Raw genomic sequence first — 16086 nt, 5'->3', positions numbered from 1 at the left:
CCTTTAGATTACCTTAACTGTTAAACAAATAAAGCGTTAACGCCGCAAAATTTGTTATTGCTAAGTTATTTAGAGATGTGAGCAACCAAATCAAGTACTTTTGACGAGTAGCCCCATTCGTTATCATACCAAGATACCACTTTAACGAAGGTGTCAGTCAATGCGATACCCGCTGTCGCATCAAAGATTGACGTATTTGCGTTGCCAATGAAGTCATTAGACACAACAGCGTCTTCGGTGTAGCTCATAATACCTTTAAGCTCACCCTCAGAGGCTTCTTTCATTGCCGCACAGATATTGTCGTAGCTTGTTGGCGTTGCCAAGTTTACGGTTAAATCAACCACTGAAACGTTTGGCGTTGGAACGCGAAATGCCATACCGGTAAGTTTACCGTTTAGCTCTGGAATAACTTTACCTACCGCTTTAGCGGCGCCAGTTGACGAAGGAATGATGTTCTGGCCAGCACCACGGCCGCCGCGCCAGTCTTTCATTGAAGGACCGTCAACGGTTTTTTGCGTAGCGGTTGTTGCGTGAACTGTTGTCATTAAGCCGTCAACAATACCAAACTTGTCGTTAAGTACTTTCGCAAGCGGTGCAAGACAGTTTGTGGTGCACGATGCGTTAGACACAATGTTTTCACCCGCATAGCTGTCGTGGTTAACACCCATAACAAACATTGGCGTGTCGTCTTTAGACGGCGCAGACATAACCACTTTCTTAGCACCCGCTTCGATGTGTTTAGCGGCTGTTTCTTTCGTCAAAAATAGACCTGTTGATTCAACAACTACATCTACGTTAACGTCACCCCATTTCAAAGAGGCAGGATCTTTTTCTGAGGTGATGCGGATAGTTTTGCCATTAACGACTAGGCTTCCATTGTCCACTGAAACTTCACCGTTGAAAACGCCGTGAGTAGAATCGTATTTTAGTAGGTAGGCGATATAATCTGTGTCTAGTAAGTCGTTAATTGCCACAACTTCGATGTCTTGACGCTCTGCTGCTGCGCGCATTACTAGGCGACCGATGCGGCCAAAACCATTGATACCGATGCGAATTGTCATAACGTACCTCGAAAATTTAAAATAAAATGAAAATAAATTACGTAAAGTATGGATCAAAATGCCATAATTAGCAAAATAAAAAGATAAAGTGTTGCAAAATTACGAATAAATACTTATGCAAACGTATTCAGTTTCGCCAGCGCGTAGTTTCTAGAATAATGTTAAAAAATTGTTTGTAGACGCTTTCTGCAAGTTTGCCTATGCCAGCGTCTTTTGCCGAATAACAGGAATGACTCATAATGACACAACAACTTCTGCAACAACTGGTTGAAATGCGTGGGATCGAGACCCACTACGTCGACGCATGGGGCAACCCGACAACCATCGCAGAACCGAGCAAAGCGAAACTATTAAACGCGCTAGGCTATGACACATCCAGTGATGAAAAAATTCAGTCTCAAATAGCTCAAGATGTTTCCTCCGTTTGGTTGTCGCCGCTTAATCCCGTCCAGGTAGTCAGAGCTACTGAAGCAATTTATTTGCCTGTGCGTCTGCCTATCGAACTTGTTAATGACGAGCATGTGTTTGAGATTACCTTAGAAGATGGTAGTCAAAAACAATACCCGTTTACGCCTGTTGACCAAAAAATGACGTCAATGGCCCATATCGATGAAGTAGAGTTTCATGAGTACGCAGTGAAACTGCCTTTGGACTTCCCTCTGGGCTATCACAATATAGTACTTAAAGCCGACGACGACCAACTTGGCACCTCAAGACTCATCGTTGCGCCAGAAGCGTGCTATAGCCCCAATGAAATCAAGGATGGAAAAAAAATCTGGGGCCTAAGCGTCCAGCTTTATTGTGTGCGCAGCGAAAATAACTGGGGTATTGGTGATTTTTCTGACCTAGCAAAACTGATTGATAATGCTGCGGGCGTGGGGGCTGACTTTATCGGTCTTAATCCGATACATGCACTTTATCCGGCAAACCCAAATGCCTGTTCGCCTTATGGCCCAAGCTCACGTCGTTGGTTGAACTATCTATATATTGACGTCACTGCTGTTGAAGGCTTCGATGATAAATCTGTTCAAGATGTGGTCAATGCAGATGACTTTGTCGACACCTTGAAACATGCCCGAGACGCTGAACACGTAGATTACGAAGCGGTAGCCAAGCTAAAGCTTTCCGCCCTATACGCCTTGTTCAATATCTACGATAAACAGTTTCTACGTGGCAAAACACCGCAAAATAAAGCGTTTAATGCCTTTGTTGAAGCCGGTGGTGAGAGTCTTGATATGCTTGCGGTGTACGACGCATTGCAGTCTAAGTTAAAATCAGATGGCAAAGAAAGCTGGGGATGGCCTGTATTCCCTAAAGCATACAAAGATTACCACAACTCTGCGGTTGCTAAATTTAAGAAAGATAACGCTCACGACGTTAAGTTTTATCTGTTCTTGCAATGGATTGCTGCCCAGCAGCTCGACATGGCAAGCAGCAGAGCACTTGATGCCAACATGACCATTGGTCTTTATCGCGACCTAGCGGTTGGTGTGAGTGAAGGCAGCGCTGAGATTTGGGGCAATAAAGATTTATACTGTACCGATGCAAGTGTGGGGGCTCCGCCAGATATTCTTGGTCCGTTAGGCCAAAACTGGGGGTTGCCGCCAATGGACCCTCAAAAGCTCTACGAGCAACAGTATCAACCGATCATTGATTTGTTTGCGTCGAACATGGCGTCTTCTGGCTCATTGCGTATTGACCACGTGATGGCACTTCTTCGCCTGTGGTGGGTGTGTAAAGGTGATAGTGCCAAAGAGGGCGGGTACGTTTACTACCCAGTAGATGATTTACTTGGGATTTTAGCGTTAGAAAGTCACCGAAATGAAAGTTTAGTGATTGGCGAAGACCTCGGAACAGTACCAGAGGAAATTCGTAGTAAGCTTGCTCAAAATGGCGTTTATTCATACCGTGTGTTTTTCTTCGAACAGGCCGAGGACGGTGGTTTTTATTCACCAAGTCATTATCCTGAACAGTCGATGAGTACGTTAACAACCCACGATATGCCAACGCTTATTGGCTACTGGCACTGTTTAGATTTAGAGTTGGGTAAAGAGATTGGGCTGTATCCAACGGATGATATATTGCAAACCCTGTATGCTGATAGGCATGAAAACAAGCAGGAGATCCTTAATACACTGCACGGGCATCACTCTATCCCAGAACATGTGGGACACGACGTCAATGTTACCGGTATGAATCGAGAGCTTAACAACGGCATGCAGGTTCACATGGCTGGTGGTTCAAGTGCGCTGCTGAGCTTGCAGTTAGAAGACTGGCTGGAAATGGATAAGCCAGTGAATATTCCAGGTACGTTTAACGAATACCCGAATTGGCGCCGAAAGTTGACACAGAATATTGAGTCAATCTTTGAAAGTCATGATATAAATGCGTTAGCGTCTAAACTTACTGCTGCAAGAAAACAAGCGAGTAATCGTTAACCTTGCAGGGTAATTTAATGAGAGGTGCTCTTTGCTGCCTCTCACTATGACTTAGTTAGGCCCGCGCATCGCGGGTTTTTAATAGGAGTAACAAATGCAGTTAGTGCAGAAGGTAGTTGAGCAGTTTGAACAAGCAAAATGTTCACAACCGTTTTCCCAATTAGGTGTTATCGAAGGCGAAGGTGAATTACTTCTTCGCGTATGGCGTCCAGAAGCAACATCGATAACGATAACGTGGGATAGCCCTGCACTGAAAGACATATCGTTACTGCCTATTTCAACCTCAGGTTTATTTGAAGCTGTCATTCCAAGAGACTGTGCTAGTCATGTTTATCGCGTTGTTGTTAATAAAGGGCAGCAACAGTACGATTACACCGACCCATACCAGTTTAAAGAACAGGCATATCACGCCGTTCATTTTATCGACAGCACACCGTTTAACCTGTATCAACAAGCGGGCGCTCAGTTACTCATTGTAGATGCGGCAGATAACTCATCGGTAGAAGGGGTAAGATATTGTGTGTTCGCACCGAATGCGTCGGCAGTATCGGTAATCGGCGATTTTAACCAGTGGGATGGCCGGATTCATCCTATGGAAAAAACATCCATGGGTTACTGGGTGTTGTTTATTCCAGGTATGGCCGAAGGCGAGCGCTACAAGTATCAAGTTAAAGACTCTCGTGGCTACGACCTTCCTCATAAAGCCGACCCTCTAGGATTTAGCGCTGAGCAATACCCTTCCCATGCATCAAAAGTATACAACCACGACAACTACACGTGGAATGATGACGAATGGTTGGAGAAACGAAAAGCAAATAAATACACCACACCTATGAGCATTTACGAAGTTCATTTGGGGTCATGGAAACGTCCGAATAGCGAGAGCGATGCACGCTATTTAAGCTATAAAGAATTAGCTGACAACTTAATCGATTACGTTAGCGATATGGGCTACACCCATGTTGAATTACTGCCCATATCAGAATTTCCATTCGATGGCTCTTGGGGGTATCAGCCCGTGGGTATGTTTGCACCGACAAGCCGATTTGGCGACCCTGACGATTTCAAATACTTTGTCGACCGCTGCCACCAAGCAGGTGTTGGCGTTATTATTGATTGGGTTCCAGCTCACTTTCCTGAAGACGGGCACGGACTGGCGCGCTTTGACGGCACGTGCATGTATGAGTATGAGGATCCTAAGAAGGGCTGGCACCCGGATTGGAATTCATGCATTTACGATTTTGGCAAAGACACGGTTCGTCAGTTCTTAGTCGCCAACGCGTTATTCTGGTTAGATAAATTCCACATCGACGGTTTGCGCGTCGACGCCGTAGCGTCAATGCTGTACTTGGATTACTCACGCAATGATGGCGAATGGATCCCCAATGTGGATGGCGGGAACGAGAATTACGAAGCTATCAGCTTGTTGCGCTGGATGAACGAAGAAGTCTACAAACACTTCCCTGATGCGATGACGATTGCTGAAGAGTCAACGTCTTTCCCTAAAGTTTCTCGCCCCGTGTTTGACGGTGGTTTAGGTTTTGGTTTTAAATGGAACATGGGGTGGATGCACGATTCATTGCATTACATTGCCAAAGACCCCGCTTACAGAAATTACCATCACGGCGATATTACCTTCAGCATGGTTTATTCATTTGACGAAAATTTTGTGCTGCCAATTTCCCACGATGAAGTTGTGCACGGTAAAGGGAGTATGCTGCGTAAAATGCCCGGTGACGAATGGCAACAAACGGCTAACTTGCGCTGCTACGCTGGGTTTATGTACGGGCACCCGGGCAAAAAGCTGAACTTTATGGGTAATGAGTTAGGCCAGTCTTCAGAATGGAATCACGATAGCGAACTAGACTGGGGGCTCTTGAACTTCGACCGTCATAAAGGGGTGCAAGCTGTCTACAAAGCACTGAATCATTTATACAAAACAACCCCTGCGCTTTATGAACAAGATCACCACGCCGATGGTTTTGCATGGATAGACCACAGTAATGCAGGGCAAAGCATCGTTTCATTTGTTCGAAACGCAAAGTCTTCAAAACAAAAAGTGTATGTCATTACCAACTTTACACCAATACCTCATGAAAACTTCAGGGTAGGGGTAGACTCCAAAAATGCGCTGACGCTTGCGCTTAACACCGACGATGAGAAGTTTTGGGGAAGCGGTATGACGGTATTAAGTAAAGCTACACCGCAAAAAACGGCGTGGAATGACAGAGATTATTCGGTAGAACTGACGATACCGCCGCTTGCGACAATATTTTATGTGGTTAATGAAAAGTAATTAGGCGCGGTACACCCTAGGCACAGAAAAACGCACCCTTAGGTATAATTTCGCAAAGTGAATGAGCAGTGAATAAAAACGTGAAGCTGAATAAAATAAACAATATTAAAAGTGGTTCATCATTTCCTTTAGGGGCCACTGTAGACGCAGACGGATGTAATTTTGCAGTGTATGCACCAGGGGCATCCGCGGTTATATTGTGCCTTTTTAACAGCGATACGGAGCAAACGACTCACGAGCAAGCGTTACCAGAAAAAACCGGGGACGTGTGGCACGGTTTTGTAGATGGCATTGCAGCCGGGCAGCTTTATGGCTATCGCGTTGAACGAGCAAAGGGTGACCTTGATGAGGTAACGCGAGAGAAGCTGTTAATCGATCCCTATGCAAAGAAAATTAGCCGACCCATTAAATGGAATCGCCGCCAGTATGACGATGACTCACAGTTTATGGTCCCTAAATGTTTAGTTATTGATGACGCGGAATATGCGCAATGTGATACGTCTCGCCCGAAAATAGCAAAACACAACCGCATTGTTTACGAGGCCCATGTTAAAGGCCTAACAAAGTTACACCCTGACGTTCCTAAGGCGCATCAGGGCAAGTTCCTTGGCGCCGCTCATCCAAGTGTCATTAATCATATTAAAGCACTAGGCGTCACCACCGTGCAATTTATGCCGCTGTGCTCGTTTATGCCAGAACCCTTTATTACAGACAAAGGGCTAACCAATTACTGGGGATATAACCCTGTTAATTTTTTTGCACCAGAGCCGCGCTACGGCGTGTCTGACGCACTGGCTGAACTTAAAGAGATGGTGAATAGTTACCATGAGGCCGGTATTGAAGTGATTGTGGATGTGGTATTTAACCATACTGCAGAGGCCGGGTTTGGCGGTCCAATATTGTCCTACAAAGGGCTGTGTCCTTATGAGGCCTACTTACTTGAGCAAACGGACGCCGGTGAGGTATTTTATTCAAATCACTCTGGCTGCGGCAATACCATAAACACTGCACAACCTTTTATGATGGGGCTTATCCTTGATGCTATGCGTCATTGGGTAAATGTTATTGGTATCGATGGGTTTAGGTTTGACCTGGCAGTGTCTCTTGGTCGGGAGCCTCAGCATTTTAACAGTCAGTCGGGCCTTTTAAGAGCAATTAGTGCAGACCCAGTGCTTAGCGACAAAGTATTGCTTGCTGAGCCGTGGGACATTGGTCCTGGAGGCTATCAAGTCGGCAACTTTGAATCACCGTGGTTAGAAGTGAATGATAAATACCGAGACACAGTTCGCGCTTTTTGGCGCGGCGATGATGGTCAAACACCCGACTTTGCAACCCGCCTAATGGGCTCTAGAGATATATTCCATAAAGGCCATCGCCACATCTCTACGTCAGTCAACAATATTACCTATCACGATGGGTTTACCCTGCACGATATGGTGACCTACGCCGATCGCCACAACCTCGATAATTTAGAAGACAATCGCGATGGTCATGGAAACAACCTTTCTGCCAATTACGGCGTTGAAGGGGAGACCAAGGACAGTGCCATTTTGGCAGTCCGTGAGCGCCAAAAACGCAACTTGTTTGCCACACTTATTTTTTCCCAAGGAACCCCGCATATACTCGGTGGCGATGAACTAAGCCGAACGCAAAACGGAAACAATAACGCGTACTGTCAAGACAATGCCATAAGCTGGCTGAATTGGGAGATGAACAAGAGTAAACAAGACTTCCTGCAGTTTTGTCAGTTTGTTATTCGCTTGCGTCAATCATCCACTCTATTGAGCGAGCTAAAACTTCACGATGATTCGTTTACGTTGTCGAGAAACGTGAAAGCCATTAATTGGTTCAAACCCGATGGGTCTGACAAAGCCTCCGAAGACTGGAATGCGCATCACAACAAGGCTTTTGGCGTTGAGATTAAAGGTTACCGTGACGGTAACGTTAAGCCAGAGCACTGGTTTTTATGCGTTAACGCCAGTGAAAATGACGTACGGTTCCATTTACCTACGTCAAAACGCCGTGGCGGCTGGACACTACAGCTAGATACGCGTTATGCCTCACTTGATGACCAGCCTTCAATTTGTATTCAGCAGGTCTTTTTACAAGCAAGCAGGTCGTTAACCTTATTCAGTTTCTCTGAATTATTCCGTTAACAGCGAATTAACCTTTACCAGCGGTGGTAAATACGGCATACCGCACTAAATTTTCGATGTTTGACTGTTCTTTATATCATCAAGTGGTAACATGCTCTCCCATCTAAATGTGAGGGTTTTCCTATGCAAAATAATGGTGGCAGTTCGCACAAAGACACTTTGTGCGATATCGGTTTTATCGGTTTAGGGGTAATGGGTAATAACCTTACCATGAACCTAGTAGATCATGGTTATCGAGTGGCATGCTTCGACTTAGATCAAAATAAAGTTGATGCAATTCTTGCCAAAGATGAAAGTGAAAGAGAAAGCAATACACCCCCACGGGTTGAAGGTTGCAGTTCTTATACTGAATTACTCAGTAAACTTAAAGCGCCACACCTCATTATCCTCTCAGTGCCGGCCGGCGACCCCGTTGACCACGTATGTAATCACCTTATTGATGCAGGCATTCAAGCCGATGATATCGTTGTTGATACGGGAAACAGCTTGTGGACCGACTCAGTTGCTCGCGAAGAGCAGTACAAAGGCAAGTTCATATTCTTCTCTACGGCTGTATCTGGCGGTGAGGTAGGGGCTCGTTTTGGTCCTTCGCTCATGCCATCGGGTAATCCTTATGCGTGGACGCGTATTGAGCCTGTTTTGAAATCTATTGCAGCAAAAGTTGATGCTGTAACCGGCAAGCCAATCGAGAGCTTTGTGCCGGGTAAGCCCGTGGTTGGCGGTGAGCCATGCGCGACTTATATAGGCCCTGTGGGTGCAGGACACTACGTAAAAATGGTGCACAACGGCATCGAATATGCCGATATGCAGCTTATTTGTGAAGCGTACCAAATTATGCGCGATGCGCTTCATATGGCGCCCGCTGAAATAGCAGAGGTATTCCGCCGCTGGAACGATGGTAAGCTCAATAGCTATCTCATTGAAATCAGTGCCGAAGTACTCGAACAGCTAGACCCTGAGACCAAGCAGCCTCTAGTGGATGTTATCTTAGACCGAGCAGGGCAAAAAGGCACTGGCCTGTGGACCGCGGTAAGTGCGTTGCAGGTGGGAAGCCCGGCTCAAACAATCACGGCAGCGGTATTTGCTCGCAGTATTTCAAGCTTAAAGGAAGAACGCGTGGCGGCAAGCCAAGTACTGGCAGGCCCAGAAGCCTCTGTGTTCGATGATGAACAAAAAATGTCAATCATCAACAAACTTGAGCAGGCGCTATATTGCTCGAAAATCTGTGCATACGCTCAAGGTTTCCAGCTAATGGCAATGGCAGGTAAAGAGCATGGCTGGACATTAGACTTTGGGGAAATAGCAAAAATATGGCGAGCTGGATGTATTATCCGCGCCGTATTCTTACAGTCTATTTCAAAAGCTTATGAAAATAACGAAGACCTGGCTAATTTGTTAATGGACCCGTATTTTGCAGAGCAAATTACCGAGTATCAGGCTGATTGGCGTGAGTCTATTGCGCAATCTGCACTAGCAGGAATTCCTTGCCCTGCAATGATGTCGGCACTCAGCTATTACGACTCGTACCGTTCAGCAGTATTACCGGCAAATCTGCTTCAAGGGCAGCGTGATTACTTTGGAGCGCATACCTACCAGCGCGTTGATAAGCCAGCGGGTAAAAAGTACCACATCGAGTGGAGTGATCCTGCAAGACCAGAGACTGCTATAAAACGTTAACCGTTAGGATAAACACATAGCGGTTTAGCGTTATCCACAATAAAAAGGGTGTATTTGGCAGCAAATACACCCTTTTTGTTAGTCTGTTTACCCACTTTTTTTTAAGTGTGAGGTTTAACAGACTGGCTACAAAGGTGAGCACTGGTAACCCGCTAACGTGAATTGGATTATTTGAACAAAGAGAGGGCGTAATGTCAGACGATAAATGGAAAGAAAAGCTGAGCGAGCAAGAATATCGAATTTGCCGTCAGGCCGAGACAGAGAGACCATTCACTGGCGCATTGCTTGATGAAACCCGTGGTGGTGTGTATGTATGTAAATGCTGCGATGCGCCATTGTTCCCCTCAGACACAAAATTTGATGCAGGGTGCGGTTGGCCTTCATTTTATAAACAACTAGACGATGGTAATGTTGATTATCGCGAAGATATATCGCACGGCATGCGTCGAGTAGAAATACTATGTAAGCAGTGTGATTCACACCTGGGCCACGTATTCCCAGATGGCCCAGAACCAACAGGCCAGCGATACTGCGTGAATTCAGTCTCTATGACGTTTAAAAGTGAAAATAACGAAGTAGTAAAAGGCTAGCACTTTGGTCTAGGTTAAAGGTAAACAGGTGGTTAAAATTTAAGCTTGTTTCGTTATCGCTTTCAATAATAGAAAAAAAACCGCCAACGAAAGGCGGTTTTTTTGTGTTTTATACACTTTTAAAATGTAATTTACTTTCAATATTAGAGCTTGTTGAGCTTTAATTTTGCAGCATCAAACGTATTGCTATCGAGGGCACTGATGATGTCAGTGGTGACAGAGTCGAGTATGTTTGTGGGTAAGTCGAAGCGTTCGCCTAACTGTACGCGCTGAGTGTCAGGTAATCTATCGTCATACTCTTCCGCTACGCCATACCACACATAGGCCATTCGGTAATTGTCTGCATCAATGCCAATTGATGCCAGAGAATGATAAACGCCAATATCAATGTCGTCACTGTCGGTATACAGACTTAATGCGCGATAAAGTGTTTCTATGGTTCGCGTAGGATCGTTTTTGATTTGCACCGAAGCCAAATTAACCAGTAGTTCAGGATCTTTGACTTGGTTACTCGCTGCATAACGTTCGAAGCGATGAAACGCGTCATCATCGCCGAAGCGCGTCCAGTGGTAATAGCTTAGGTGAGGGTCTAAGGAGTCTTTTGTTTCTCGGGCTAAACGCTGCAATTCTCTTCTCGCGGTGATCACTCCTTTTAGACGGGTTGCTTCTTTGCCTTTACGCTTTATATGCTCAATGTGCTGCACTTCTTTAACGCACTCAAGGTAGGTTTCGAAAGACAGGAGTAGGGGATATTTATAGGCATCGCTAGACGGGTTTTGGTTGTAGTAACGCAGTCTAATAATCTCTGCTCTTTGCGGTGTGCATCGAGCATCTAAGCTTAAGTCTACGCACATGTTCTCATGTTCTGCGCAAATTTCTTTGATGGTGGGCTCGAACCAATCACTACAGCCACTTATCACGACTAACGACGCCACAAAGCAGGCAGCTTTGTAATAACTTGTTGGAAACTTACAAAATAATGTATGTCCATTCATAAAATATACTGCATTTTTGAAATTAATAGACAATTTGGCCTTCCCTGCGTGTTTAATTAAGATATATCCCACGATCGTCAGGCAAAAACTCACCTACGTGTACCCTAAGAATAATAAAAAGCTGACGTGAAACCAACGTAAATTTACATCCATGAAGGCTGAAGCATGAATCAACAGTACGAGCAGGAATTACAAAGTAGCTGGCAAGAGCGTCAGGAATACGCAGAAATTATGCTGCCTTTGATAGGCAAGCTGTATCGCAACAAAGCCGTAGAGATATCTGTATACGGCCGCTCTCTTCTTAATGCCAGTGCTATCGACATCATTAAAGCGCACCGCAAGGTCCGTTTGCACGAAGGCATCAAGTTACGTTTGCGAGAAAGCTATCCTATATTGGAAGCGCTAAGTACAATGAAGATTGCTCCAGCGCAAATTGATATCGGCAAATTAGCGTTTGACTTTCACTATGGCTCAGCCGTTGATAATGATGACTTAACTGCGTATCTCACTGACAAACTCAGTGATGTGGTTGATAAAGACGATAATCAGCAGCCTCAAGATGTTGTGCTTTATGGGTTTGGTCGAATAGGCCGTTTACTAGCCCGTTTGCTCATCGAGCGTCAGGGCAAAAACAACAAGCTTCGTTTACGTGCCATTGTCGTGCGCGGCGGTCGCGATGGCGATTTGGAAAAACGTGCGAGTTTACTTCGCAGAGACTCAGTGCACGGTCCATTCAACGGCAGTATTACAATTGACCACGAGCGCAATGCACTAAAAGCAAACGGCTCGTTTATTCAGGTTATCTACGCGAACAGCCCTGATGAAGTGGATTACACGCAATACGGTATCGACAACGCTATTATCATTGATAATACCGGTATTTGGCGCGACCGAGACGGGTTAGGTCTTCACTTAAAAGCAAAAGGCGCAGCTAAGGCAGTGCTGACCGCGCCTGGTAAAGGCGATATTAAAAACATCGTACACGGTGTGAATGATGGCGAAGTGACCCTTGATGACACCATTGTATCGGCGGCCAGCTGTACCACCAATGCTATCACTCCAGTGTTAAAAGCCCTTGATGAAGAATATGGCATTAAGAATGGTCACGTTGAAACTGTTCACTCTTACACAAACGATCAAAACCTTATCGATAACTATCACAAAGGGGATCGTCGAGGTCGAAGTGCACCACTTAATATGGTGATCACGGAAACCGGCGCAGCGAAAGCAGTGGCGAAAGCATACCCTAAATTAGGCGGTAAGCTTACGGGTAACGCGATTCGAGTGCCTACCCCGAATGTGTCTATGGCAATTTTGAACCTCAATTTAGAGAAAGCCACAGACAAGCTATCGGTCAACGAATTCTTACGCGATACCGCTTTATTCTCTAAATTGCAGCACCAAATAGACTACACGGCGAGTAAAGAAATTGTATCTACCGATTTGGTAGGTTCAAGAGCTGCGTCAGTCGTAGATTCACAGGCAACCATCGTGTCTGATGACCGATTAACGCTTTACGTGTGGTACGACAACGAGTTTGGTTATAGCTGTCAGGTGCTTCGCGTAGTTCGCGATATGGCTAACCTTAGCTTTCCAACGCTACCGCTTTAGTAAGCTAAGTGACTGCTAAAGTCACTACATCCCCGCTCGCTAAAGCACCAAGCGTTAATTGATTAAAAAACCGACCAACAGGGTCGGTTTTTTATTAGTGTAAACAAAATGTGTACTTCATGCTGGTAAAACCAGCCAGTGCACATGGTATTTGTGTTGCTGACTATGCTAAATTAGCGCACAAATAATAAGGGAAACGACAGTCTATGCATATCTCCAGTCAATTCGACAGCGGCAACATTAATGTTGTTAGCGCAGAGTCTCCAGAAGATATTCTTCTTACTATACCTAAAGACAACCAATCAGAATTTGCCCAATGGTTTCATTTTCGTCTTGTGGGCGAAACGTTTGTTACTCACAAAATGACCATCCAAGGGTTGGCAAAATCTGCGTATCCCGATGGTTGGAAGGGGTATAACGTTCTTGCTTCTTACGATAGGCAAACCTGGTTTCGTGTTCCAAGTGAATTTGACGGCGACAATCTCACCTTCTCACTCACGTTAGAACAGCCAAGCGTGTATTTTGCGTATTTCATTCCTTATAGCTATGAGCGCCACCTAGACCTAGTTCACGACGCGCAAATGTCACTGTTGTGTGAGCACCGCTTTCTAGGGCTAACACTGGATGGCCGTGACATGTCGATGTTAGTCATTGGCGAAGAAACACCTAATAAGAAAAAAGTATGGATAACAGCCCGCCAGCATCCTGGTGAAACCATGGCCGAATGGTGCGCAGAGGGCATTATTTATCGGTTGCTGGACGAACAAGACGGTTTGGCTCGACAGTTGCTAGATAACGCCGTGTTCTATGTCGTACCAAACATGAACCCAGACGGCAGTGCCAGAGGGCATTTGCGTACAAACGCTGTGGGCACCAACTTAAACCGAGAATGGGCAACACCGACACCTGAAAAAAGTCCTGAAGTATTGTTTGTATTGAGGGCGATGGAAAATGCAGGCGTGGATATGTACCTCGATTTGCACGGTGATGAAGCACTGCCGTACAATTTTGTTGCAGGCGGCGAAGGAAACCCGAGTTATAACGACGAGATAAAAGCGTCAGAAGATACATTTAAATCGGCTCTACTTAATGCAACACCAGAGTTTCAAGATGAATTCGGCTACGACAAAGACGCGCCGGGTAAAGCAAATTTAACGGTGGCGTCGAATGCAGTGGGCGAAAAATTCACTTGCATGGCGTATACCGTTGAAATGCCGTTTAAAGATAACGCAAACGTACCTGACGATGTTTATGGTTGGTCTGTTCAGCGATGCCGACAGCTTGGCGAAGATATTCTTGTAGCTGTAAATGCTGTTGTAAAAAAACTCAATAACGATAAATAAAAAGAAGCGCCCGCTTCTAACAATAAAGGCCTCAGCTAATGGGGTCTTTTGATAAAAACAACAAAACGAAATAATAAAAAAGGGGAAATACCTTGGAAGGGTTATACGGTTTACTTATTACGCTTGATAGCTTCTTGGGGGGCGCGAGTTGGTTTCCTTTTGTGCTTCTTGGTGTGGGCTTATTCTTCACAGTTTACTTGAAGTTTCCGCAAATTCGATTCTTCAAACATGCATGGCAGGTTATTACTGGTAAGTTTGATAAAGAGAGCGATCCTGGCGATACCACACACTTTAGAGCGTTAACCACGGCACTTTCAGGGACCGTTGGAACAGGTAACATTTCTGGTGTTGCTTTCGCTATTTTTCTCGGCGGCCCGGCGGCGCTATTTTGGATGTGGGTTACGGCCTTTTTAGGTATGACGACAAAGTTCGTCGAAGTGACCTTGTCGCACAAGTACCGAGTTAAGACAGAAGACGGCACGATGGCCGGTGGACCTATGTACTACATGGACCGTCGCTTAAACATGAAGTGGTTAGCCGTCGCATTTGCGATTGCCACTGTAGTCAGCTCGTTTGGAACGGGTAACCTTCCACAAAGTAACGGTATTGCACAAAGCATCGAAGCCACCTTTGGTTTTGAACCTTGGCTTGTAGGTAGCGTACTGGGTATTTTGCTTGCGCTGGTTATTCTAGGTGGCATTCAACGTATTGCGGCATTCACCGCCCGCGTTGTTCCTGCAATGGCGGTCATCTATCTCATTGGCGCTATGGCAGTTATTTTTGCCAACCTTGAGAATATCATTCCCTCGTTCTTATCGGTAATCAGCGATGCGTTTACCGGGTCTGCCGCAGCAGGTGGATTCTTAGGTGCCTCACTTGCCTACGCATTCAACCGTGGTGTAAACCGAGGTTTGTTTTCAAACGAAGCGGGTCAGGGTTCTGCGCCTATCGCCCACGCGGCTGCTAAAACCAAAGAGCCTGCATCAGAAGGCATGGTGTCTTTATTAGAGCCGTTTATCGATACTATTCTAATTTGTACTATTACCGGCTTAGTTATTCTTTCTTCTGGCGTGTGGAAAGAGAAGCATGAAAATGTATTCGACCGTTCAGACATGTTCTTTGTAGCAGGCGAATATGACGATAGTGAATCAAAAGATGTCGAAACGCTATACGGCTTTTTAAACGGGGTTGAAGGTAACGAAATTAAACCATTTACAGGTGCGATCACCGTAGTCAATGGCACGGCAGTCAGCGGCGACTTTACCCTTTTAAACTCTCGTTCAGTAGCAGAAGACGTGAAGTACTCGGTAGGCAGTGAAGATTTATTTACCGGTACGTTGAAAATCGAAGATGGTAAACCGCTAAAAGAGAACCTAGAGGTAAGCGGTAAGTCCTTGGTTCACTCTGCTGCACTGACTACCATTGCGTTTACCCGAGGCTTCTTCGGTGATTTCGGGCAATACATCGTGTCGGTAGGTTTGCTTTTATTTGCATTCTCAACGGCAATTGCATGGTCGTATTATGGTGATCGTGCGATGACATACCTTCTCGGTCCCCGTTCTGTTATGCCTTATCGAGTCATTTATGTCGCTGGCTTTGTGTGGGCTGCGTTCTCAGATACCACATTGGTATGGGCGCTCTCTGCGGTAGCGATTGTGGTTATGACGCTACCTAACTTATTTGGCATATTATTGCTTAGTAAGGAGATGAAAGAGACAGTGAACGATTATTGGTCAAGAACCAAAAATAACCGCGATAAATGAATTAAGATTAAGACAAACAAGTAGTCTTAATCAGCTTCTAAACAGTAATAAAATGCGTGTTTCGGCGTTATTCTTAGAATAGCCCTTACACGCATTTTTGTTTGCGAAGTGTATGATCCGACTTCATTGTTGTAATCAACTTCAGTATGATACTCG

10 protein-coding genes are annotated in these 16086 nt (G+C 45.3%); 8 read left to right on the top strand and 2 right to left on the bottom strand.

Annotation, left to right across the window (positions count from 1 at the left end; all coding sequences use genetic code 11):
- Positions 1–65: 65 nt before the first annotated feature.
- Positions 66–1061: a type I glyceraldehyde-3-phosphate dehydrogenase gene (gene gap, locus GTQ48_RS10890; RefSeq protein WP_163106722.1), complete on the bottom strand. Its 996-nt coding sequence runs from the start codon at positions 1059–1061 to the stop codon at positions 66–68.
- A 239-nt stretch (positions 1062–1300) separates the two neighbouring features.
- Between gap and malQ the strand changes: the two genes are divergently transcribed.
- The 5 genes from malQ to msrB all read left to right on the top strand — a co-directional run bounded on the left by malQ (position 1301) and on the right by msrB (position 10218).
- A complete protein-coding gene (gene malQ / locus GTQ48_RS10885; RefSeq protein WP_163106721.1) occupies positions 1301–3499 on the top strand; it encodes a 4-alpha-glucanotransferase in 2199 nt (732 codons plus the stop codon).
- Between the two features lie 94 nt (positions 3500–3593).
- Positions 3594–5795, top strand: a complete 2202-nt coding sequence (glgB, locus tag GTQ48_RS10880) for a 1,4-alpha-glucan branching protein GlgB (RefSeq protein ID WP_163106720.1) — start codon at positions 3594–3596, stop codon at positions 5793–5795.
- 68 nt (positions 5796–5863) lie between these two features.
- Positions 5864–7951: a glycogen debranching protein GlgX gene (gene glgX / locus GTQ48_RS10875; RefSeq protein ID WP_420837604.1), complete on the top strand. Its 2088-nt coding sequence runs from the start codon at positions 5864–5866 to the stop codon at positions 7949–7951.
- A gap of 123 nt (positions 7952–8074) precedes the next feature.
- Positions 8075–9628 carry an NADP-dependent phosphogluconate dehydrogenase gene (gndA, locus tag GTQ48_RS10870; protein ID WP_163106719.1) on the top strand — a complete coding sequence of 518 codons (1554 nt, stop codon included), beginning with the start codon at positions 8075–8077 and terminating at the stop codon, positions 9626–9628.
- Between the two features lie 191 nt (positions 9629–9819).
- Positions 9820–10218, top strand: coding sequence for a peptide-methionine (R)-S-oxide reductase MsrB (gene msrB, locus GTQ48_RS10865; protein ID WP_163106718.1), 399 nt, complete (start codon positions 9820–9822; stop codon positions 10216–10218).
- Between the two features lie 143 nt (positions 10219–10361).
- On the opposite strand, the gene GTQ48_RS10860 is transcribed toward msrB, so the two are convergent.
- Entirely contained in the window at positions 10362–11213 is an 852-nt protein-coding gene (locus GTQ48_RS10860; RefSeq protein ID WP_163106717.1) for a DUF2989 domain-containing protein, read from the bottom strand.
- A 165-nt stretch (positions 11214–11378) separates the two neighbouring features.
- Between GTQ48_RS10860 and GTQ48_RS10855 the strand changes: the two genes are divergently transcribed.
- The 3 genes from GTQ48_RS10855 to GTQ48_RS10845 all read left to right on the top strand — a co-directional run bounded on the left by GTQ48_RS10855 (position 11379) and on the right by GTQ48_RS10845 (position 15930).
- Positions 11379–12824 carry a glyceraldehyde-3-phosphate dehydrogenase gene (locus GTQ48_RS10855; protein WP_032096644.1) on the top strand — a complete coding sequence of 482 codons (1446 nt, stop codon included), beginning with the start codon at positions 11379–11381 and terminating at the stop codon, positions 12822–12824.
- A gap of 206 nt (positions 12825–13030) precedes the next feature.
- Entirely contained in the window at positions 13031–14167 is a 1137-nt protein-coding gene (locus GTQ48_RS10850) for a M14 family metallopeptidase (protein WP_163106716.1), read from the top strand.
- Positions 14168–14259: 92 nt separating this feature from the next.
- Entirely contained in the window at positions 14260–15930 is a 1671-nt protein-coding gene (locus GTQ48_RS10845) for an alanine/glycine:cation symporter family protein (protein WP_163106715.1), read from the top strand.
- The last annotated feature ends 156 nt before the right edge of the window (positions 15931–16086 follow it).

The sequence above is a fragment of the Alteromonas genovensis genome (assembly GCF_010500895.1).
In the GTDB taxonomy this organism is placed as follows: domain Bacteria; phylum Pseudomonadota; class Gammaproteobacteria; order Enterobacterales; family Alteromonadaceae; genus Alteromonas; species Alteromonas genovensis.
This window is presented reverse-complemented; position numbering and strand designations above follow the sequence as displayed.

What these genes read in the sequence shown, in the direction of transcription:
- gap (WP_163106722.1), bottom strand. Translation starts at nt 1,061, where the DNA reads ATGACAATTCGCATCGGTATCAATGGTTTTGGCCGCATCGGTCGCCTA.
- malQ (WP_163106721.1), top strand. Translation starts at nt 1,301, where the DNA reads ATGACACAACAACTTCTGCAACAACTGGTTGAAATGCGTGGGATCGAG.
- glgB (WP_163106720.1), top strand. Translation starts at nt 3,594, where the DNA reads ATGCAGTTAGTGCAGAAGGTAGTTGAGCAGTTTGAACAAGCAAAATGT.
- gndA (WP_163106719.1), top strand. Translation starts at nt 8,075, where the DNA reads ATGCAAAATAATGGTGGCAGTTCGCACAAAGACACTTTGTGCGATATC.
- msrB (WP_163106718.1), top strand. Translation starts at nt 9,820, where the DNA reads ATGTCAGACGATAAATGGAAAGAAAAGCTGAGCGAGCAAGAATATCGA.
- GTQ48_RS10860 (WP_163106717.1), bottom strand. Translation starts at nt 11,213, where the DNA reads ATGAATGGACATACATTATTTTGTAAGTTTCCAACAAGTTATTACAAA.
- GTQ48_RS10855 (WP_032096644.1), top strand. Translation starts at nt 11,379, where the DNA reads ATGAATCAACAGTACGAGCAGGAATTACAAAGTAGCTGGCAAGAGCGT.
- GTQ48_RS10850 (WP_163106716.1), top strand. Translation starts at nt 13,031, where the DNA reads ATGCATATCTCCAGTCAATTCGACAGCGGCAACATTAATGTTGTTAGC.